This is a genomic window from Candidatus Pelagibacter sp., from assembly GCF_052048095.1.
Classification (GTDB): Bacteria; Pseudomonadota; Alphaproteobacteria; order Pelagibacterales; family Pelagibacteraceae; genus Pelagibacter.
Genome location: NZ_JBNAKG010000001.1, coordinates 1,189,755 through 1,210,702, shown reverse-complemented (window position 1 = coordinate 1,210,702; position 20,948 = coordinate 1,189,755). Strand labels below are relative to the sequence as shown.

At 31.8% G+C, this 20,948-nt stretch carries 20 protein-coding genes; 11 read left to right on the top strand and 9 right to left on the bottom strand.

Going from position 1 to position 20,948, the window contains the following annotated elements; translation table 11 throughout:
- Window positions 1-60 precede the first annotated feature (60 nt).
- Genes ACTT9P_RS06435 through ACTT9P_RS06415 form a run of 5 tightly spaced genes read right to left on the bottom strand, consistent with a single transcriptional unit; the run spans window position 61 to window position 4,946 of the window.
- Complete coding sequence (locus ACTT9P_RS06435) at window positions 61-918, bottom strand: DMT family transporter (RefSeq protein ID WP_440909868.1); 858 nt, start codon at window positions 916-918, stop codon at window positions 61-63.
- 4 nt (window positions 919-922) lie between these two features.
- Window positions 923-2,404 carry an aldehyde dehydrogenase gene (locus ACTT9P_RS06430; RefSeq protein ID WP_440909867.1) on the bottom strand — a complete coding sequence of 494 codons (1,482 nt, stop codon included), beginning with the start codon at window positions 2,402-2,404 and terminating at the stop codon, window positions 923-925.
- Window positions 2,405-3,190: an alpha/beta fold hydrolase gene (locus ACTT9P_RS06425; protein ID WP_440909866.1), complete on the bottom strand. Its 786-nt coding sequence runs from the start codon at window positions 3,188-3,190 to the stop codon at window positions 2,405-2,407. It lies immediately after the preceding gene.
- 2 nt (window positions 3,191-3,192) lie between these two features.
- Window positions 3,193-3,780, bottom strand: coding sequence for an amino acid synthesis family protein (locus tag ACTT9P_RS06420; RefSeq protein WP_440909865.1), 588 nt, complete (start codon window positions 3,778-3,780; stop codon window positions 3,193-3,195).
- Window positions 3,780-4,946, bottom strand: coding sequence for an LLM class flavin-dependent oxidoreductase (locus tag ACTT9P_RS06415; RefSeq protein WP_440909864.1), 1,167 nt, complete (start codon window positions 4,944-4,946; stop codon window positions 3,780-3,782). The genes ACTT9P_RS06420 and ACTT9P_RS06415 overlap by 1 nt, the downstream gene beginning before the upstream one ends.
- A 140-nt stretch (window positions 4,947-5,086) precedes the next feature.
- Here ACTT9P_RS06415 and ACTT9P_RS06410 point away from each other — a divergent pair, with 140 nt between their 5' ends.
- Complete coding sequence (locus tag ACTT9P_RS06410; RefSeq protein WP_440909863.1) at window positions 5,087-6,112, top strand: D-2-hydroxyacid dehydrogenase; 1,026 nt, start codon at window positions 5,087-5,089, stop codon at window positions 6,110-6,112.
- Here the strand turns inward: ACTT9P_RS06410 and ACTT9P_RS06405 are convergent, their stop codons facing one another.
- Window positions 6,113-6,835: a haloacid dehalogenase type II gene (locus ACTT9P_RS06405; protein ID WP_440909862.1), complete on the bottom strand. Its 723-nt coding sequence runs from the start codon at window positions 6,833-6,835 to the stop codon at window positions 6,113-6,115. It lies immediately after the preceding gene.
- A gap of 54 nt (window positions 6,836-6,889) precedes the next feature.
- Between ACTT9P_RS06405 and ACTT9P_RS06400 the strand changes: the two genes are divergently transcribed.
- The 7 genes from ACTT9P_RS06400 (at window position 6,890) to ACTT9P_RS06370 (ending at window position 15,582) form a co-directional block, all read left to right on the top strand.
- On the top strand, window positions 6,890-7,633 hold the full coding sequence (locus tag ACTT9P_RS06400; RefSeq protein ID WP_440909861.1) for a maleate cis-trans isomerase family protein: 744 nt from the start codon (window positions 6,890-6,892) through the stop codon (window positions 7,631-7,633).
- A gap of 2 nt (window positions 7,634-7,635) precedes the next feature.
- Window positions 7,636-8,805, top strand: a complete 1,170-nt coding sequence (locus ACTT9P_RS06395; RefSeq protein ID WP_440909860.1) for a M24 family metallopeptidase — start codon at window positions 7,636-7,638, stop codon at window positions 8,803-8,805.
- 49 nt (window positions 8,806-8,854) lie between these two features.
- Window positions 8,855-9,940 carry an ABC transporter ATP-binding protein gene (locus tag ACTT9P_RS06390; RefSeq protein ID WP_440909859.1) on the top strand — a complete coding sequence of 362 codons (1,086 nt, stop codon included), beginning with the start codon at window positions 8,855-8,857 and terminating at the stop codon, window positions 9,938-9,940.
- A 98-nt stretch (window positions 9,941-10,038) separates the two neighbouring features.
- On the top strand, window positions 10,039-11,166 hold the full coding sequence (locus tag ACTT9P_RS06385) for an extracellular solute-binding protein (protein WP_440909858.1): 1,128 nt from the start codon (window positions 10,039-10,041) through the stop codon (window positions 11,164-11,166).
- A gap of 67 nt (window positions 11,167-11,233) precedes the next feature.
- Complete coding sequence (locus ACTT9P_RS06380; protein ID WP_440909857.1) at window positions 11,234-12,487, top strand: ABC transporter permease; 1,254 nt, start codon at window positions 11,234-11,236, stop codon at window positions 12,485-12,487.
- Between the two features lie 2 nt (window positions 12,488-12,489).
- The gene (locus ACTT9P_RS06375; protein WP_440909856.1) at window positions 12,490-13,344 is read left to right on the top strand and encodes an ABC transporter permease; all 855 of its coding nucleotides are present in this window, start codon (window positions 12,490-12,492) and stop codon (window positions 13,342-13,344) included.
- Window positions 13,345-13,359: 15 nt separating this feature from the next.
- Entirely contained in the window at window positions 13,360-15,582 is a 2,223-nt protein-coding gene (locus ACTT9P_RS06370; RefSeq protein ID WP_440909855.1) for a 3-hydroxyacyl-CoA dehydrogenase NAD-binding domain-containing protein, read from the top strand.
- Here the strand turns inward: ACTT9P_RS06370 and ACTT9P_RS06365 are convergent.
- Complete coding sequence (locus ACTT9P_RS06365) at window positions 15,571-16,218, bottom strand: peptidylprolyl isomerase (protein ID WP_440909854.1); 648 nt, start codon at window positions 16,216-16,218, stop codon at window positions 15,571-15,573. The genes ACTT9P_RS06370 and ACTT9P_RS06365 overlap by 12 nt on opposite strands.
- Window positions 16,215-16,937: a putative zinc-binding metallopeptidase gene (locus ACTT9P_RS06360; RefSeq protein ID WP_440909853.1), complete on the bottom strand. Its 723-nt coding sequence runs from the start codon at window positions 16,935-16,937 to the stop codon at window positions 16,215-16,217. The genes ACTT9P_RS06365 and ACTT9P_RS06360 overlap by 4 nt, the downstream gene beginning before the upstream one ends.
- Window positions 16,938-16,990: 53 nt before the next feature.
- Here ACTT9P_RS06360 and speB point away from each other — a divergent pair, with 53 nt between their 5' ends.
- Together speB and ACTT9P_RS06350 are read left to right on the top strand one after the other, a co-directional pair.
- Window positions 16,991-17,950 (top strand): agmatinase, encoded by a 960-nt coding sequence (speB, locus tag ACTT9P_RS06355; RefSeq protein WP_440909852.1) that lies wholly within the window; start codon window positions 16,991-16,993, stop codon window positions 17,948-17,950.
- A 20-nt stretch (window positions 17,951-17,970) separates the two neighbouring features.
- Window positions 17,971-19,404: an aldehyde dehydrogenase family protein gene (locus ACTT9P_RS06350; RefSeq protein ID WP_440909851.1), complete on the top strand. Its 1,434-nt coding sequence runs from the start codon at window positions 17,971-17,973 to the stop codon at window positions 19,402-19,404.
- Here ACTT9P_RS06350 and argE read toward each other — a convergent pair.
- On the bottom strand, window positions 19,401-20,579 hold the full coding sequence (gene argE / locus ACTT9P_RS06345) for an acetylornithine deacetylase (protein WP_440909850.1): 1,179 nt from the start codon (window positions 20,577-20,579) through the stop codon (window positions 19,401-19,403). The two genes, ACTT9P_RS06350 and argE, sit on opposite strands and share 4 nt — an antisense overlap.
- A gap of 26 nt (window positions 20,580-20,605) precedes the next feature.
- Between argE and ACTT9P_RS06340 the strand changes: the two genes are divergently transcribed.
- Window positions 20,606-20,947, top strand: a complete 342-nt coding sequence (locus tag ACTT9P_RS06340) for a tRNA-binding protein (RefSeq protein WP_440909849.1) — start codon at window positions 20,606-20,608, stop codon at window positions 20,945-20,947.
- Window position 20,948 lies beyond the last annotated feature (1 nt).

Below are 20,948 nucleotides of genomic sequence, written 5' to 3'. Positions count from 1 at the left end.
ACAATTTGTAAAAAAGGAACTTAAATCCAATTTTTCTAAATTTTCAATAAGCAAATCATCTTAATCAACTTTTTGAAGCAAAATAACTGAGGAAATTACTATCATACCACCAACTGCAAATAGAAAAGAGGGGATTTCACCAAATACAAGATAACTCAGTAAAATCCCAAATATTGGGAATAAAGAATAGAACGGAAAAATTTTTCCAACGGTATAAAATTTGTACAAATAAAACATTAATAAATGAGCACACAAAGAAACAATCACCGCCTGATAGGATATCAACATCCAAGAGTCCAAATTAATAAGTTTTAAATTTTGCAAAGTTTCTCCCTCAATAAAATATGAAACTATCATCAATAAAACAAAACCAAACAATCCCGTAAACGCATTTATAAGACTTGTATCTAATTCTTTGAGTTGTCTTGAGTATACTTGAGCAAGTCCAAAAAAAAGAGCCATCAAACTTGCAAAAAATAATCCTGTAAAATTATCTACCAAAGTAGGATCAAAAAAAATTATGAAAATCCCAATAAATGAAGTGAAGATTAAAACCCATTTTTTTTTACTAATATTTTCATTTAAAATAATCGCGCTGGTAATTATTCCAAATGGAATAGCTAATTGTGAACCTAAGATTATTGGTGAAATGATTGATGAATTATACAAAGATAAATTCATAAAAACATAAACCATAACACCCATGGAAATTGAAAATATAATCAAAGATTTAAAATGTTTTTTCTCTGGCAGTTTAAATTTCCAAAAAGGTATTAAAATTAAAAGAACCAAACCCATTCTTAATGAAGCCATTAATATAGGTGGAACAGAATTATTCAAAGCAAGTTTTGCTACTGGGAATGCACTACCATGTGCAATCATTATAAAAAGAAGTATTAAAAGATGTTTGATTGGCAAAAAATTATCCCATTGTAAATGGATCTGCCATTGGTTTGTCTGAAGAATTATACCAAGTAGTTTTTATTCTCGTATAATCTTTAATAGACTCAATACCAGCTTCTTTTCCATATCCACTATCTTTTATTCCACCAAACGGAGCAACAGGAGAAATTAATCTATAAGTATTAACAAAAACTATTCCTGCTCTGATAGATTTTGATACTCTCATGCTTCTTGCTAAATTTGATGTGTAAACACCTGATGAAAGACCATATTTATTATCATTCATAAGTTTAATTACTTCATCTTCAGTTTTAAATTTCATCACTGAAAGTATTGGACCAAACAATTCATTCTCAGCTACAGGTAAATTATGGTTTTCACATTCAATAATTGTTGCAGGAAAATAATATCCTTTATTAGAAATTGATGATCTTTCCCCTCCACATCTTACTTTTCCACCTTGATCTATTGTAGCTTTAATATTTTTTTCAATAGTTTCTAATTGTTTGTAACTGTTGAGAGGCCCCATCTGTGTATTTGGTTCCATTGGCCCACCTAGTTTTATTTTTTTTGCCTTCTCAACTAATTTATTTAAAAACTCTTCATAAATATTTTCATGTAAATATAATCTTGAGCCAGCAATACAGCTTTGTCCGCTTGCACCAAATATTCCTGCTGTAATTCCATTTAATGCATTTTCTTGATCTGCATCCTCAAAAACTGCCACTGGACTTTTCCCACCCAGTTCTAAACTTACTTGAGATAAATTTTCAGAAGAATTTTTGACTATATGTCTTGCGGTATCTGGCCCACCGGTAAATGCTATTCTCTCAACAAGATCATGAGTGGTTAAAGCTTTTCCGCAAGGTTCCCCAAGACCTGTAATTACATTAACAACTCCTTTAGGAATTCCAGTTTTTTCTATCAGTTTAGCAAACTCTAAAAGAGTAACTGGTGCTAATTCGGATGCTTTAATTACAACTGTATTACCCATTGCAAGAGCTGGAGCCAATTTAACTGCTGTTAAAAGCATTTGTGAATTCCAAGGAATTATAGCAGCCACCACTCCAATAGGTATTCTAGTTGTTGTTACTTGCATGTCAGGTTTGTCAATAGGAACTACTGTTCCTTCAACTTTATCAGCAAGTCCTGCAAAATAATCATAATATTCTGCGATGTAATTAGCTTGTGTTTTTGTTTCTCTATAGAGCTTACCGGTGTCTATAGTTTCGATTTTACCAAGATGTTCAGCATTACTTCTCAACTGTTCAGCAATTAGTTTTAAATATTTTGCTCTTTCTTTGGGATGCAAAGTACTCCAGGAATTTTCAAAAGCTTTTTGTGCAGATTGGACAGCGTTATCTACATCTTTCTCATTTGCTTCTGGTACAGTTGCCCACACTTCATTGTTTTCAGGATTTAATGTTTCAATTTTTTTATTTGATGAAGATTCAACCCATTCTCCATTAATAAACATTTTAAAGTGTTGGATATCAGACATTTAAATTTCAATAAAATTTTTTATATTGTTATTTACAACATCTGCACACTCTATACTACAAAGATGTTTTCCATCTGGAATTTCAATAAATTTTGCATTGGAGAGGTCACCAGATAACTCTCTGGACATATGCGGAGTTGATCCAGGATCATTTGAGCCAGTCATTACTAAGGTTTTACAATTAATTTTTCTTATATTTTTAATTTCATCAACGTGATTTGAAAATAATTCATAAGATTTAAGGAAATTTTTATGATCATCAGTTTCTTTGTTTAGAATAGTCATAAATTCATTATACGTTTCAGGGTGCTTTTCTAAATAGTCGTCACTAAACCATCGTTTTAGTGCTTGTTTAGAAATTGGCTTGTTAAGTTTTGCCTGATTGTATCTATCAATTACAAGTTTTCTCTGTTCTTCAGTTCTTTTGTAAGTGGTTCCAATTAAAACAAGTGAGTTAACTCTATTTTGAAATTTTGAAGAAAAATCAATTGAAATTAATGAACCTAGAGAAAAACCGATTAAGTTAATTTTGTCAATTTTTAAGAAATTTATTATTGATAATAACTGATTAGAAAAATCACTCAAAGACACGCTATCTTTCTCTAAAATTGTTTTGCCATGCCCCAAAAGATCATAACGTATTGTAGAATAATCTTTAAAAAAATTAATTTGTGGTTTCCACATTTCATGATCAAGACCTACACCATGAACAAAAACTAATGGTGTTGTTTTATTGTCAATAAATCCAAAATAATTTTGATTATTATCAAAATTGAAAGTAGACATCTTTATTTTGGATCTAGACCCATCTCTTTCATGTCTTGATAACGATCACCAGTTCTAGCATGCGCTCGACCAGTAGATGCGCCTCCAATTGCAATTACAATTTCATTATCAAATGGAGCATCATGAATAGTAAATTCATGAGTCAAATAATATGGTCTTAAACCTGAATCGGTTTTGTGCATCATTGGTATAGAAATTTTTGAGCCAGCAGGACCTCTAGTATTTGTGAAACTTAAATAAGATGTTCCACCTACAGCATCTCTAAATTTGTTTCCAAATCTTAATGTGTGAATAAAAGCAGAAGCGTGCTCAATCTCACCATTTAATCCAACAATGCCAGCTTTACCATAAGCTAAAATTTTTTCTGGAGATCCTATTTCTTTGATTAATTCGGGCACTAACAAATCCCCTAATTTTGGAGCAAGATCTAAAATTACAGGTTTTAAATCTTCAACAAAACCTTGTCCATCCCATGGATTTTTAAATATAGCAGCAACAGAAACTAATAGAACAGGTTCTTTAGCTTCTTTACCACCTTCAATAAAAGTCTTATCTACAAATTTGGTGAACTTTCTTAATTCAAGTTTCATTAACTTGCTCTTTCTAAATTAGATGAATCTAAATTGATTTTAGGAATTACTTCATCATTAAACAATTTAATACTTCTCATACATGCTTCATGATCTATACCTGGAAAGTTAGACCATACTTGTAAGTTTTGAAGATTAAGTTCAGATTGAAGTTCATTAATTTTATTTACAACATATTCTGGAGTTCCAAATAAAAGATTTCTTTTATGTAAAAAATCATAATTTAATAAATCAAGCTTATGTTTTGTTTCAGGCAATTCTTCACCCGGATCCATGTGATTGCCTAAACCTCTCCAGTGACAAACCCATTTCATATAATTAATTATATGTTCACCAGCCATTTTTTCTGCTTCTTCCATAGTTTCAGCTACAAACATGTCTCTTACAAGTGATATACCTTCTCCTAAAGGAACATCTCTGTTTTCAGCTTTTGATTTTGCATCTCTATAAATTTCAAATCTTTTCTTTAGAGCTTTAACTGTTGGAATCCACATTATTGTGTTTAATCCATTCTGAGCTGCCCACTCAATTGATCTTGCTCCATCCACAACTTGCCAAATTGGAGGATGAGGATTTTGTCTTGGTTTAGGAACAACACTTATTTTTTTCATTTCGTTAGTCTTAGTATCTAGAAATTTATCACTAGGGGGACTCATATCGTGCTGCCATACAAAATTTGGGGATGGATAAGTGTAAAATTCTCCCTGATGATCAAAAAACTCCTCTGTCCAAGCTTTTCTTATAATAGTTAGAGTTTCTTCAAATAGTCTAAAGTTTTTTGCCTGATCTTTTAAATCAGCTTCTTTATTCATGTTTACAGCCTCTCTTCCATAAACACCTCTACCAATACCAACCTCAACTCTTCCGTTTGAAAGCTGATCTAATAATGCAATATCTTCAGCCAATCTAATTGGATTATGAAATGTAATAACATTACAAGCTTGGCCAATTCTAATTTGTTTTGTTCTTGCAGCTGCATCAACACCCATCATTATTGGATTTGTACAAGACTCCATTCCTTCATGATTAAAGTGGTGCTCTGTATACCAAATTGAGTCCCAATTATTTTCATCACAATAAGTAGTGATTTCTTGAGCCTCTTTTAATAGTTGATCGTATGGTTTTTTCTTCCAATTGGTAGTATTACAAAAGTATCCGAATTTCATCTTAACCTCCTTAAATAATTAAATTTAAGAAAACCGATCCCACTTTCGTAAAAGAATTTTTTACACGACGAGTTATGTGTCTTCTTTAAAAAGACATTATAATAATTTAAGAATATATGAAATAAAAAAGTGAGTGCCAATTGACTGATAAAAAAATCAAGATTCACATAAGAAATAATCACTGGAAAGCTGGATCTTTACCTTGCGATTTAGAGGGCGAAATTAATAACACAATTACAAAAGAAATATTTAAAAAAAAATTGAAGCTCTTCCCTGAATTAAAAGATGAGATAGAATATTTTATTGATTGGGATGATGACAACTTTAAAACATCATTGAGTAAATCTGATATTTTACTGGGTTGGAACTTCCCAACACAAGATATTAAAACAATAGCACCAAATCTAAAATGGATACATGTAATTTCAGCAGGAGTTAATCATTTATACCCATTTGATTGGATGAGTGACCAATGTGTTTTAACTAATAGTAGCGGTGTTCACGCTAAGAAAGCAGGTGAATTTGGTTTGATGAGTATTTTGATGCTTCAAAGTCATATAACTAAAATTGTTACAAATCAAAGAAATAAAGAATTTATATCATTACTAAGCAAACCAATCGCTGGAAAAAAGGCTGTTGTGGTTGGAACTGGATCTTTAGGTGGCTCAATGATTAAACACATATCAAAGCTAGATGTTGAAGTTATTGGGGTCAATAGAAAAGGAAAACCAGTTGAGGGATGTTCTAAAATAATTACTTTTGATAAAATTGATGAAGTATTACCAGATGCAGATTTTCTTTATTTAGCTGTTCCTCAAACAAACGAAACTATAGGTCTTATTAATAAAAAAAGATTAGATATGTTGAAACCATCTTGTGGAATAGTAAATATAGGTAGAGAGTCTGTTCTTGATTATAAGGTTTTGTGTGAAAAATTAAAAAAAAATGAAATTGCAGGTGCTATTCTTGATGTATTTTCACAAGAACCAATTGAAAAAAACTCTAACCTTTGGGACACTCCTAATTTGATTATCACTCCACACGTTTCATCTGATAGCGAAGGAAACTATGTAGAGATGGTTTTAGATATATTCTTTGAAAATTTGAAATTATTTATAAAGAATAAAAAACTAAATAATTTAATAGATAAAAAACTAGGCTATTAGTTAGTTTACTGCTTTATTTGCAAAAGAAATTAAGTCCTCAAAAATCACATCAGGTTTTGGTTGATTCTCAACTGGCTTTGTAGCACCCCAGTTGCCACCTTTGCTAAGATTTTGTCGATCAATCCATACTGTATTCATACCAAAATCTTTTGCTGGCACATGATCATGAAATAAACTTTGTGCAACATGAAGAATGTCTTTCTTTTCAGCATCATGAGCTTTTTTTAAATTATCAAACATATATTCAAAATTACCAGGATTTGGTTTGTAAGACCCAACATGCTCTGCGGTATAAATCTCATCAAATTCAACTCCCAACCATCTGTTAGAAGATGTGAACCCCGCAACATTTACATTAGATAGAATAACTAATTTAAATTTTGATTTGAGAATTCTTAAAGCATCCGCACTATCAGCAAAAGCTGGCCAAAAAGGAACTGAGCTTCCAAAATTCTTATCAAGTTCATCAGTTGATTTAAGTTTATTTTCTTTGGTAAATTTTTTATGAACATTAAATAATATTTCAGAATATAACATCGAAGGGGTTTGTTTTTGGTGTTCTGACTCTAACAAAGCAAAATTCCTTAAAACCTTTTCTCTTGTTAAATCTTTTCTATTATTAAAAAGTATTACTGGTTGAAAGGCGTTCCAAATACCAGATTCCCAATCAATTAAAGTTCCATAACAATCAAAACTTAAAAATTTAAAGTCATTATAATTCATCGATGTTTATTTAATTTAATTTGAATTTCTAATCAATGATAATACTATTCATATATGGAACTTAATAAAATAGATCCAAAATTTAATTCAAAACTAAATCCAAGAATTGGTTTAATTACATTAGCTAGTGATTTTAGAATTGAAAAAGATTTTAATAATGTGATTTATGATAAAGATATAGATTTATTTTGTAATCGTATTCATTGTTATAATCCTCTTACCAATGAGACGCTAAAGAAAATGGCTGATGATATCACTGATGTCACTAAAGAAATTTTACCTGATCAGAAACTAGATTGTGTAGCTTATGGGTGCACTTCAGGCACAATTGCAGCTGGATATGAGTCAATATTTGAAAAAGTAAATAAGGCCAAGCCAAACACAAAAGTATCAACACCAATTACTGCAGCGATCAAAGGAATGAATAAAATGGGCATAAAACAAATATCAATTTTTACTCCTTATACATCTGAGATAAACGACTCTGTTTGTGGTTATTTTGAAAAAGAAAACTTTAAAGTAAATGATCTATCTTACTTTGATATTGCATCAGATTTAGATATTGGCAAAGTAGATCCCAATCACTTATTTGAAGTTTTAAAAAAAATTGATTTATCAAAAAGTGATGCACTTTTTATTTCTTGTACAGCATTACCTGTGCTTTCATTAATAGATGATTTAGAAAAAGAATTAGACAAACCTGTGATATCTAGCAATCAAGCATTGATTTGGGATAGTTTAAATCAAATTAATTCAAATTATGTTGTTGAAGGATATGGCAGATTATTTAAGAGTTGAATATGAATTTTACAAAAGAAGAATACAAAATTAGACTAAAAAAAGTTCAAGCTTTAATGCAAGAAAAAGGTATTGAACTTTTAATTTCTCAAGATCCATCCAATATGAATTATTTAACAGGTTATGATGCTTGGTCATTTTATTACGCACAATGCGTGATTGTTCATGTTAACTGTGATGAGCCAATTTGTTTTGTTAGAGATCAAGATGCTGGAGGTGCTTATATTAAAACATATTTAAATGATGAAAATATTGTTAAATATAATGAAAAATATATTCATACTTGGCCATTACATCCATACGATGCATTGGTTGATCTAATTAAAGAAAAGAAATGGGATAAGCTTTCTATTGGGTTAGAAATGGATAGTCATTATTTTACAGCTTATTGTTATGAAAAAATCAAGAATGGTTTATCAAATGCAAAAATAAAAGACTGTGAAAGATTGGTTAACTGGGTGAGAGTAGTCAAATCTGATGCTGAGATAAAATTGATGAAATCTGCAGCAGAAATAACAAAACTAGGAATGGAAAAAGCTATGGAGGCAATTAATCCAGGTGTTCGACAATGTGATGCTGTTTCTCAAATATATTCAACTCTCATAAAAGGAACTCCAGAATTTGGTGGAGATTATGCATCTATTGTTCCAATGTTACCAACGGGTAAAGGAACTTCAGCTTCTCATTTGACATGGACAGAAGACAAATTTGTAGAAGGAGAGGCAACAATTATTGAAATAGCGGGAACCCACAAAAAATATCACTGCCCAATGGCCAGGACTGTTTTGTTAGGAAAGTCAGATCAGTTAAAAATTGATACAATGAATAAAACAATTGAAGCGCTACAGGCTGGAATTGACGCTACTAAAGCAGGAAATACTGCAAATGATGTAGCACAAGCGTTTTGGAAAATATTAGATAAGTATGGAATAGAGAAAACTTCTAGAACTGGTTATTCAATAGGTATTGGGTATCCACCAGATTGGGGAGAGCATACATTAAATATATCTAAAGGAGATATGACAGAGTTAAAACCCAATGTTACTTTTCATATGATTGCGGTAATGCAATTTGGAAATTGGGGAGTAGAAGCATCTGAATCAATTAGAGTGACTGAAAATGGCTCAGAATTATTCTATGATTTTCCAAAAGAACTTAGAATAAAGAGTTAAAGTTAGGGCTTGATATTTATTTTCACAAATGATTTAAATATGCTGGTTTATGGGTAGTAACAAAGAATTCGTCAAATTTGAAAATGTAGACAAAAGCTATGACGGTAAAGTCTTAGTAGTAAAAGGTCTTAATTTAGATATTGCTGAAGGTGAGTTTATAACAATGCTTGGGCCATCTGGTTCTGGTAAAACAACTTGCTTGATGATGTTGGCTGGGTTTGAAACTCCAACTAATGGAGAAATTTATTTAGATGGAAAAGGTATCTCAAGCATACCGCCACACAAAAGAGGAATTGGAATGGTGTTTCAAAATTATGCATTGTTTCCTCACATGACTGTTTATGAAAATTTAGCATTCCCTTTAAGGGTAAGAAAAATTCCAAAGGATGAAGCAGATAAAAAAATTGATAAGGCTTTATCAATGGTATCTCTTCAAGGCTTTGCATCTAGAATGCCAGGTCAATTATCAGGTGGACAACAACAGAGGGTAGCTGTTGCAAGGTCATTAGTTTTTGATCCTCAGCTTGTACTTATGGATGAACCTCTTGGAGCATTAGATAAAAACTTAAGAGAGAGCATGCAATATGAAATTAAGCATATTCATGAAAGTATTGGAGTAACAGTTGTTTACGTAACACATGATCAAAGCGAAGCGTTAACCATGTCAAATAGGATTGCTGTATTTAATGATGGCAAGGTTCAACAACTATCAAGTCCAGACGAGTTATATGAGAAACCTGTAAATTCTTTTGTAGCAGAATTTATTGGAGAAAATAACACTTTTGCAGGAGAAGTATCTGATATTTCCAAAGATAAATGTAAAGTGAAGCTAGCTAATGCAGAAATTCTAGCTAATCCAATTTCAGTTAAAGCAAAAGGAGACAAAACTACTGTTTCGTTAAGACCTGAAAGAGCATTAATTAACCCATCAAACAAGATGGATAATGTTCATAATGGTAAAATTGAAGAAGTTATTTACCATGGAGATCACACAAGAGTTAGAATTAATCTTTTAGGTAACTCAGAATTTATTCTTAAAGTTCCAAATTCATCATCGAACCTTGATATTAAGCTTGGTAATGAGATTAAGATAGGTTGGAATAGTGAAGACGCTAGAGCGTTAGATCCTAAATAGACATACCATATATTGTTAACATGTGGCTAAAAAGGGCTGTTGACACTTCTCTTTGAAATTGTTTTAATTTTGTTTTTAAACGTTTAAACGGAGGAAAAATGAAAAAACTTAGTAAGATATTACTAGCACTTTCTTTTGTACTTTCTGTAACTACTTCAGCTTTCGCTACAACTGTAACAGCTGTATCTTGGGGTGGAGCTTATACTGAGTCTCAAAAGTTAGGTTACGGTGACCCAACTGCTAAAAAACTTGGCATTAACATTGCTTGGGTTGATTATTCAGGTGGATTATCAGAAATCAAAGCACAAAAAGAAGCTGGCAAAATTACGTGGGATATCATCGACGTATTTGCAATGGATACTATCAATGGATGTGACGAAGGTTTATTTGTTGAATTCGATTTTGACAAAGACTTCCCAGCAGCTCCAGATGGAACTCCTGCAAGTAAAGATTTCTTTACTGCAATGCCAAGTAAATGTGCTGTAGGAAACATCTTGTATTCTTGGAACTACGCTTATAACACAGAGAATGTTAAAGGTACTCCAAAGACTATCGGAGATTTCTTCAATACTAAAAAATTTCCTGGAAAAAGAGCTATCTACAAAGGCGCTTTAACAAACTTAGAGATCGCTTTAGCAGCAGATGGTGTTAAACCAGGAAAAGGTGGCGCTAACATCTACGAAGAATTAAGTACAGATGCTGGTGTTGAGAGAGCAATGAACAAGATCAAAGAACTTTGCACAGACCCTAAAGGTGGATGTGTATTCTGGTCTGCTGGTGCTCAACCACCTGAATTACTAGTTTCTGGTGAAGTGGTAATGGCAACTGGTTGGAATGGTAGATTCTTTAACGCTGAAGTTGGAGAAGGTGCACCAATCAAACAAGTTTGGGACGCTCAAGGTCTTGACTACGAGTATTTCGTACAAGTTAAAGGCGGACCTAACGATGCAAACGGTATGGCTAAGAAAGCTTTAGCTATGATGACTAGCACAGAGATGTTAGCTGGTAGTGCAAAATATATTGCATATGCTCCTTGGAGAAAATCATCTATAGCAATTATGGAAGCAGGAGAGCCATGGTACAAAGATGGTAAGACAAACATGGTACCACAAATGCCTACTGCACCTCAGAACACTAAAAATTACTTCTTAGTTGATCCAATTTACTGGGCTGACAACGGCACAGAGCTTGGTGAAAAATGGGAAGCAATGAAAGCTGGTCTGTAATTTAGGTTTTATAGAACTTAAATTTATAATATAATTAAAGGGCGGTTTCTAACCGCCCTTTTTATTTATGAGCTCAGAAGCAAAACAAATTTTAACTTCAGATGGCACACCTTTAGAGGTAAGTCTTAAAAAAGCTGAGAGAAAAAATAAAATTAAAGCTTTTCTCTTAGTAGCTCCTCTTTTATTTTTTATTTTCATAACATATGTTTTTCCTATTGGAGACATGCTCTTACGAAGTGTTGATGACAAGATGGTTACTGAAATGCTTCCAAAAACATATAAAGCTATGGAAAGCTGGGATGGAAAAGAATTACCAGAGGAAGAAGTGTTTGCAGCTTTTCACTCAGATTTCAAAAAATTAGTTGAAGAAAAACGTGAAGGAAAATTATCAACTCAATTAAATTTTACTAAAAATGGTTTCAAAAGTATTTTAAAAAAATTACGAAGAGCTTCCAAAAAATTTGAAGAAGGTAATTACAAAGAACAAATAATTTCGGTCCACAAAAGATGGGGAGATGTTGAGTATTGGAGAGCAATTCAAAGAAGAGCGCCTGCGTATACATCCCAAAAATATTTAAAAGGGATGGATATGTATAAAAATGAAGACGGAAAAATTGTAAGCGTTGAAGAAGACCGAAGAATCCATAGAATATTATGGCTTAGAACTTTAGAAGTTGCTTTCTTTGTAACAGTTTTTTGTTTCTTAATGGCTTATCCAATTGCACATTTACTGGCAACTATACCAATGAAATATAGTAACTTATTAATGATATGCGTCTTACTTCCTTTTTGGACATCATTGTTGGTGCGTACCGCAAGTTGGATGATATTGCTTCAACAACAAGGTATTGTAAATGATTTCTTTGTTTGGATTGGTTTGGTAGCGGATGATGCAAGACCTGAAATGATGTATAATAAAACTGGTACTTATGTTGCAATGACACAAATATTATTGCCATTTATGGTGCTCCCACTTTATAGTGTTATGAAAACAATCTCTCCAAGTTTGATGAGAGCAGGTAAATCATTAGGTGGAACACCATTTGTTGCGTTTTGGAAAGTTTATTTCCCATTAACAATTCCTGGAATAGGTGCGGGTTGTTTATTGGTATTTATTTTAGCCATTGGTTATTACATTACTCCAGCATTAGTTGGTGGAGCCTCTGGAACTTTAATCAGTAATCAAATAGCATTTCATATGAAGAGTACTTTAGATTGGAGCTTTGCATCTGCAATGGGATTAATGTTATTAGCAGGAGTTTTAGCGATTTACTGGCTGTATAACAAATTAGTTGGAATAGATAACATTAAACTAGGATAATTATGGCTTTACCAAAATATACTGAACCACATTATAGAGTTTGGCACTATATTTATCTTACAATTTGTGGAGCAGTATTCTTTTTTTTAATTGCACCTTTATTTGTAATTTTTCCACTATCATTCAACGCTGAAGAATTCTTAAGTTTTTCAGATGGAATGAAAAGATTAGATCCAGATGCTTTTTCTCTAAGATGGTACAAGGATATGATTTACGGAACAAAAAACCCATGGGGTTTGGCTGCTAAAAATAGTTTTATAATTGCAATTTTCTCAACAATTGGTGCAGTAATCTTAGGTACAGTTGCTGCCTTAGGTTTGAGTAGCAGACATATGCCGTACAAAGGAATTATTATGGCAACTTTAATTTCACCTATGATTGTACCTTTAATTATTTCAGGTGTAGCTATTTTCTTCTTTATGGCAAAGGTAGGTTTAGCTGCAACACATACAGGTATAATTTTAGCTCATATAATTCTAGGAACGCCTTTTGTGGTAATTACAGTTACAGCAACATTAACTGGTTTTGACCATAGTGTTACCCGGGCAGCAGCAAGTTTAGGTAGTAATCCTGTGCACACTTTCATGAAGATTACATTGCCATTGATATTACCAGGAGTAATTTCAGGAGGTTTATTTGCATTTGTTACATCTTTTGACGAGGTTGTGGTCGTATTATTTTTGGCTGGTTTAGAAAATACAACTATACCAATTCAAATGTGGACAGGTTTAAGAGAACAGTTGAGTCCAACTATTTTAGCGGTTGCAACCTGTTTAATAATTTTATCTACTTTAATTTTGGTTACAGCTGAGTTATTAAGAAGAAGATCTGAGAGACTCAGAGGAATTAATCATTAATTAATTTTTCAATTTATGAAAATTAAAAATGTCGTTGTCATAGGTTCGGGCACAATGGGGAGCGGGATTGCAGCTCATTTATGTAATGCCGATGTTCCTGTTACCTTATTGGATTTAACCACAGAAATATCTACAAATGCCAGGGAAAGAATTCATAAATCCAGACCACCATTGCTAATTGATAAAACTAAAATAAATAATATTGAGGTTGGAAATATTAATGACAATTTTGATGTGGTTAAAGATGCTGATTGGATTGTTGAAGCAGTTGTTGAAAGAATAGATATCAAACATCAAATTTATGAAAAAATATTTAATGCAAGAAAAGATGGAGCGATTGTTTCATCAAACACATCGTCTATACCAATTAAAGTTTTATCTGAAAATTTAACTGATCAACAAAAAAAAGATTTTTGTATTACACATTTTTTTAACCCAGTTAGATATATGGGTTTGTTAGAAATCGTTAAAAATGAAAATAATGATTTAAATAAGATCAATAGTCTAAAAGAGTTTTGTGAAGTTGAATTAGGAAAAGGTGCAATCGTTTGTAATGATACTCCAGGGTTTTTAGGAAATAGAGTAGGTGTTTATGCAATGCAAATTGCAATGACAGAAGCCTTTAAGATGAAACTTTCTGTTGAAGAAGCAGATGCAATTTTTGGAAGACCAATGGGAATACCAAAAACTGGGGTTTTTGGTTTATATGATTTAATCGGTATAGATTTAATGGCGGATGTTTTGAAAAGCTTTATTAAGGAACTTCCACAAACAGACAAATTTCATATCGTAGCTCAAGAAATTCCATTAGTTAAAAAACTTATTGATACTGGGTACACTGGAAGAAAAGGTAAGGGTGGTTTTTATAGAATAAATAAAGAAGGTGGATCAAAAGTTTTAGAAGCTTTGAATTTAGAAACTGGAGAATATTCACCAAGTAAAAAAATTGATGTTAAATCAGACAAGGTTGATCTTAACGCTTTAATAAATAGAGGTGACAAATATGGAGAGTATGCATGGTCTGTTTTGTCAAAAATAATTCAATATGCTTCATCTCTAGTTCCAGAAATTACTAAAGAATTTAATGACATTGATGAGGCAATGAGGCTAGGATTTAACTGGGCCAAAGGTCCTTTTGAGATGTTGGAAGAAATTGGTGTTGAAAACTTCTTTAGTAAAATAGATGAATTTGAGGGAAATAAATTTTTAGAGGAATTGTCAAAAACAAAAGATGAGAAATTTTATGGAGAAAGACAAAAATACACAAATATAGAAACTATTGGAAAAGTAAAAAGAAAGGCTCAAAGTGTCGATGGAAATAGCTCAGCACAAATATACAGATTCAAAGATTATAATATTGTTGAGTTTACTACCAAAGCTAATGCATTGGATTATGATTCAATGGACGCTTTAAAAAAAGCTACTGACAAACCTTTAATTATTATTAATGAAAGTATGCAATTTTCAGCAGGAGTAAATTTAACTTACACAATGAATTTTGCTGACAAAGGTGATTTTAAATCTATAGAAAAGTTTATTAAATATTTTCAAGATACCTGTAAGCATTTGAAATATTCAAAATATCCAGTGATTTCTGCTCCCTCAGGACTAACTCTTGGTGGCGGATTTGAGGTGTTAGTTCAAAGTAATTTTGTAGCTTCTCATACTAATATTGTAACTGGTTTAGTTGAAACTATCGTAGGCTTGATACCTGCTGGAGGTGGTTGCAAGGAAATGTTAGCAAGATGGTCTGAGACAGATGAAGCGAAGAAAGATCCAAATTATGCACCTTTAAAAGTCTTTGATATTATTGGTTATGGAAAAACAGCCACATCACCTGTTGAGGCAGTTCCTATGAAGTATTTAAAGCCTGAAGACAAAACTATAATGAATAGAAATAGCTTACTTGAAGTTTCTAAAAAAATAATAGATGAAAATAAAAATTTCACTCCAACTGAAGAGTTGAAATTTAACTTACCTGGAGAAAGTGTTAGAGGTGAAATGAATAAGATTTTAGAAAAACTTTATAACGATAAAGTTATATTAGACCATGGTGTTGAAGTTGCAAAAGAATTAGCATTTGTGTTGAGTGGTGGAGATACAACAGTTGAAAAAACTTTATCAGAAGATGATTTATTTAAACTAGAGTTAGATGCTTTTATGAGACTTATAGAAACTAAGAAAACTCAAGAAAGAATTAAGCACACCCTCGCTACAGGAAAGCCTTTAGTCAACTAACATTCTTAATGAATTAATGAAATCTGGTCTTAGGACATAGACAGATTTATCTAGGTATTTAATTGTCCTCAATGTTTCTAATCCATATAAAACTTTTCCAATAGGTGTGTATTCACCTTCGTATAATGGTTCATCTTGAAGAGTTATAAAAAATTGACTGTCTTCAGTATTATATCTTTGACTTCTTGCTAGTGCTACACTTCCAGCATCATAATCAAAATCTTTATCTACTTCAGAATTTATAGTTCCCAAACCAGATTTACCTGTACCAATTTTACCATAATCGATGTTATTTCGTTTTCCAAATTCAACATCACCTGTTTGAACTAATTTATCTTTAATTACCCTATGAAAAGCAACATCATCATATGTTTTAGAATTGATTAAGGTTTTAAATCTTTTAACAGAATTAGGTGAGAGATCAGGATAAAGTTCTATAATCACATTTCCACAATCTATATTAAGTACTGCTATATTTTCCGGGTTATCAAATACTAATTTTTTTGGATCATAATCATCAATAAATAAGCATTTATTTTTTAATAAAAAAAAAGAAGTTAAAGTGAAAGTTGCTAGAGTTAAGATGAATATGAAAATAATCTTTTCTGATTTAGACGGTTTTATCTTATTAATCATAACTTAAAATTTTCATCTAATTCTAAAAGTTTAGATTTTAAAAAATCAATTTTTTTATTTAATATTGGATCATCATTACTTGTTATTAATCCCATCATTAAATGAGAAAAAACTTCAGCCATATCTTCTGATGCCGTTGATTGAGAGTATTCTGTAATAAATCCATTTGTTTTTAGATAAGTATCTAACCCAAGTTTTTCAGTACATGTAGAACATTCAGCATAATTAAAGTCATTGTTATTGAATTTTGACCAATCATCATAATTAAATAGATCTTTGTAGCTGTCGTTAATTATATGAAAAACTTCATGATGAATAACTCTTTCAAAGTATTTTTGATTAAACTTAATATCTATTATTAAAGTTTTCATTACATTATCTGGAATTCCAGCAGTATTTATTCCCGAAATAGACAAGTCTTTACAAAGAACAATATATTTTAAATTTATTTTCTTTAAAAATTGCTTTGAATATCTATCTAAGTTTTTCTTAATTACTGAATATTTTTCATCTAACTCTTGTTGAGAAGAATTGAAACAATTTATATTGTTATCAACTCCAATTGTAAAAGGTTGCTTAGCATACAAATATCTTAATTTATTTTCATTTTTTAAATTGTAAATTTCAAGATTTGGTATCTTGATGAGCTCATAAATTGTGTTGGCTTGAGCAGAAAAACATAAAAGTATCGATATAAAAAAGGATTTAATTAACCTCATAATTTTGATAATTGAAGATATTCCAATTTAAAAGAATGTGGTAGGTTTAATTAATGAAAAAAGAGAAAAATAAAAATCCTATTCAACCAGTTAGTGGAACTAAAGTTCCAAGATTTGCAGGTCCATCAACATTCGCAAGATTGCCAGAGTTAAGAGATGTTGAAAGTTGTGATGTTGCAATTGTAGGTGTTCCTTTTGACGCTGGAACCAGCTACCGACCAGGTGCTAGATTTGGACCACAGAGTATTCGTCAAGCTTCAAGACATTTGAGAACCAATTATCACCCAAGCTATGATGTTGAACCATTTAAAATACAACAAGTAGCTGATGCTGGAGATATTGCCTGCAATCCATTCAGTATTGATGAAGCTATAAAACAAATAGAAGTGGGAGCTACAGATTTATTGAATAAAGTTGGGGGAATTATTAGTTTAGGTGGTGATCACACGATCGCAGTTCCATTATTAAGAGCAATAAATAAGAAAATGAATGGACCAGTATCTTTAGTTCATTTTGATGCTCATTTAGATACTTGGGATACTTATTTTGGAGCACCTTATACTCATGGAACCCCGTTTAGAAGAGCAAGAGAAGAAGGTTTATTTTTAGATGATGCTTCAATGCACGTTGGAATAAGAGGACCTCTTTATAGTAGAGATGATATTAAAAATGATGAAAGTTTTGGATTTAAAATAATCCATTGTGATGAATTTCAAACAGAAGGTACAGATAAAATTGCTGAAAGAATAAGAAAGAGAGTAGGCGATAACCCTCTTTACTTATCAATTGATATTGATGTTTTAGATCCAGCTTTTGCTCCAGGAACTGGTACACCTGAGATAGCAGGAATGACAACTAGAGAAATGGTAAATGTTCTAAGAGGATTATCAGGATTAAATTTAGTTTCAGCTGACGTTGTAGAAGTTTCACCAGCTTATGACCATGCAGAAGTTACTTCTCTTGCAGCTGCAACAATAGTTTATGAATTAACAAATTTATTTGCAAAAACATAATGAAAGGATAGTTTTAAATCATGTTAGATAAAAAAAATTTTTATATCAATGGACAGTGGGTAAAACCTAGTAGTTCTGAAGAAATTAAAGTAATAGATCCTGCAACAGAAGAAAACTGTGCTGTGATATCATTAGGAAATCAAAAAGACGTAGATGCTGCAGTGAGTGCTGCAAAAAAAGCTTTTGAGACTTGGGCTTTTAGTTCAAAAGAAGAGAGAATAAGTTTATTAGAAAAACTATATGAACTTTATAAAAAAAGATGGGCTGATATTGCTGAAGCAATTACCATGGAAATGGGAGCGCCAAAAGATTTTTCAACAAAATTACAAGCTGGAACAGGCGCAGCTCACATCAAATCATTTATTAAATATTTAAAAAATTTTGAATTTGAAAAACCATTAGGAGAACATGCGCCTAATCAAAGAATTCTTTATGAACCTAAAGGTGTTTGTACTTTGATTACCCCATGGAATTGGCCAATGAACCAAGTTTGTTTAAAAGTTGTGCCTGCATTAGCATCTGGTTGCACAATGATTTTAAAACCATCAGAATTAGCACCTCTATCATCAATGATCCTTGCCGAACTTATTGATGAAGTTAAATTTCCAGCAGGGGTATTTAATTTAGTTAATGGAGATGGCGCTACGACAGGAAACGCATTAACCGCTCACCCTGACGTTAATATGATCTCATTTACGGGATCAACTAGAGCTGGAGCTTTAATATCTCAAAATGCTGCAAAAGATTTTAAAAGAGTTAGCTTAGAATTAGGTGGCAAAGGTGCAAATATTATTTTTAAAGATGCAGATCCAGAAGCAATTGAAAGAGGAGCTTTAAGATGTTTTAGAAACTCAGGTCAATCATGTAATGCTCCAACAAGAATGCTTGTAGAAAAATCAATGTATAGCGAAGCTGTAGAAAGACTTAAGAAGTATGCTGAAAATTTTGAAGTGGGTGATCCCAAAAAAGAAGGTGAGCATATAGGACCTGTTATTTCAGAAACACAATACAACAAAATTCAAACTCTTATTCAAAAAGGGATTGATGACGGAGCAAAATTAGTTGCAGGTGGAATTGGAAAACCTGATGGTTTGGAAAAGGGATATTTTGTTAAACCAACAGTTTTTGCTGATGTAAATAATAATATGGAAGTAGCAAGAACTGAAATTTTTGGACCCGTGTTATCAGTTATGCCTTTTGAAAATGAAGAAGAGGCAATTAAAATCGCAAATGATACTCCTTATGGACTCACAAATTATATTCAAACACAAGATCCTGAAAAAGTTAAAAGAGTTGCAAGAAAACTTCGTTCAGGAATGGTTGATGTAAATGGCGCAGGAATAGCAGTTGATGCACCTTTCGGTGGTTATAAACATTCTGGTATTGGTAGAGAAGCTGGAGAACTTGGTTTGGAAGAGTTTTTAGAAGTTAAAGCTGTAGGTGGTTGGAATTAATTAATAGACTTTTTCTTTATTCCATCTAAAAAATTCAGACATTTCTTTAGTTCATTTAGTTCAATAAATTCATCTATTTTATGTGCTTGTTCAATTGAACCTGGGCCACAAACAACTGTGCTTATTCCGATTTCCTGAAATAAACCAGCCTCTGTTCCAAAAGAAACTACCTCTCTTGAATTATCTCCGGTAATAGAAGAAACAAATTCACAAGCCTCTGACTCATCTAATTTCTCAAATCCTATAACTTCTCCTATTATTTCTTTCTTAATATAAGATTCTGGAAATACTTTTTTCATATCAGGCAAAAGTTCTTCACTTACAAATTTTTCTATTTCTTTAGTTACAAAATCTCCATCAGATTTATTAACTGGTCTTGTTTCCCATTCAACTTTGCATTTATCAGCTATTACATTATGAGCTATTCCTCCTGATATTCCACCGATAGACAGTGTTGAGTGTGGTGGGTCAAAGATACAATCTTTAGGAGCTCTCTCAATTAATTTTTTTCTAATTTCTAAAAGTTTATTTATATATCTAGATGCATACTCGATAGCATTTACACCCATATGAGGTTTTGAACTATGACCAGCTAAGCCACCAAAATGAACTGTGTATTCATTCATACCTTTATGACCATCAATTATCTTCATATTGGTTGGTTCCCCAATCACACAAATTCCATTTTTTATGTCTCTTTTTTTAAGTTCTTTAATTAATAAGGGAGCTCCAATACAAGCTGTTTCCTCATCAAACGTGTAACAAAAATGTATATCTCGATCTAATTCATGTTCTGCAAAAATTGGAGCGAACGCCAACGTACAAGCAATAAATCCCTTCATATCACAAGAACCTCTGCCATATAATTTTTCATTTTTAATTGTGGCTTTGAATGGATCAGAAGACCAACCTTTTGAAACAGGAACTACATCAGTATGACCAGATAAAATAATTGGTTTTTTTCCATTTGTTTTTTTTGCTTTTAAAGTTCCAAATAAATTGACTCTCTTTTGTTCACCATCAAAAACTTTAAAAGTATCTATATTCAAATTATTTAAAATTTTTTCACAATAATTAATTAGTTCGCTATTATCTGTACCAGAAACAGTCTGAAAACCGATGAGATCAGTTAATATCTCTATTGATTTTTCATATATTTTGTTATCTATAGCCATAGCAAAGTTAATTATACATTATTATTATGAAACCTCAAACTACGTACGATACATATGAAAAACTAGATATTAGACTAGGAACAGTTCTTTCAGTAAAAAAAAATGAAAAAGCAAGAAAACCGTCTTTGGTTGTAGAAGTAGATTTTGGTAAAGAAATTGGAGTAAGAACTTCTTCCGCACAAATAACGCATTATTATAATTCTGACAATTTAGTTGGAAAACAAGTAATTGGTGTTTGTAATTTTCCAGAAAAAAATATTGCAGGTATCAAATCTCAATTTTTACTTTTAGGCTCGATAGATGATGAGGGTAAAGTAACATTGGTTCATCCGTCACAAAAAGCTGAAAATGGACTTCCAATAGCATAAA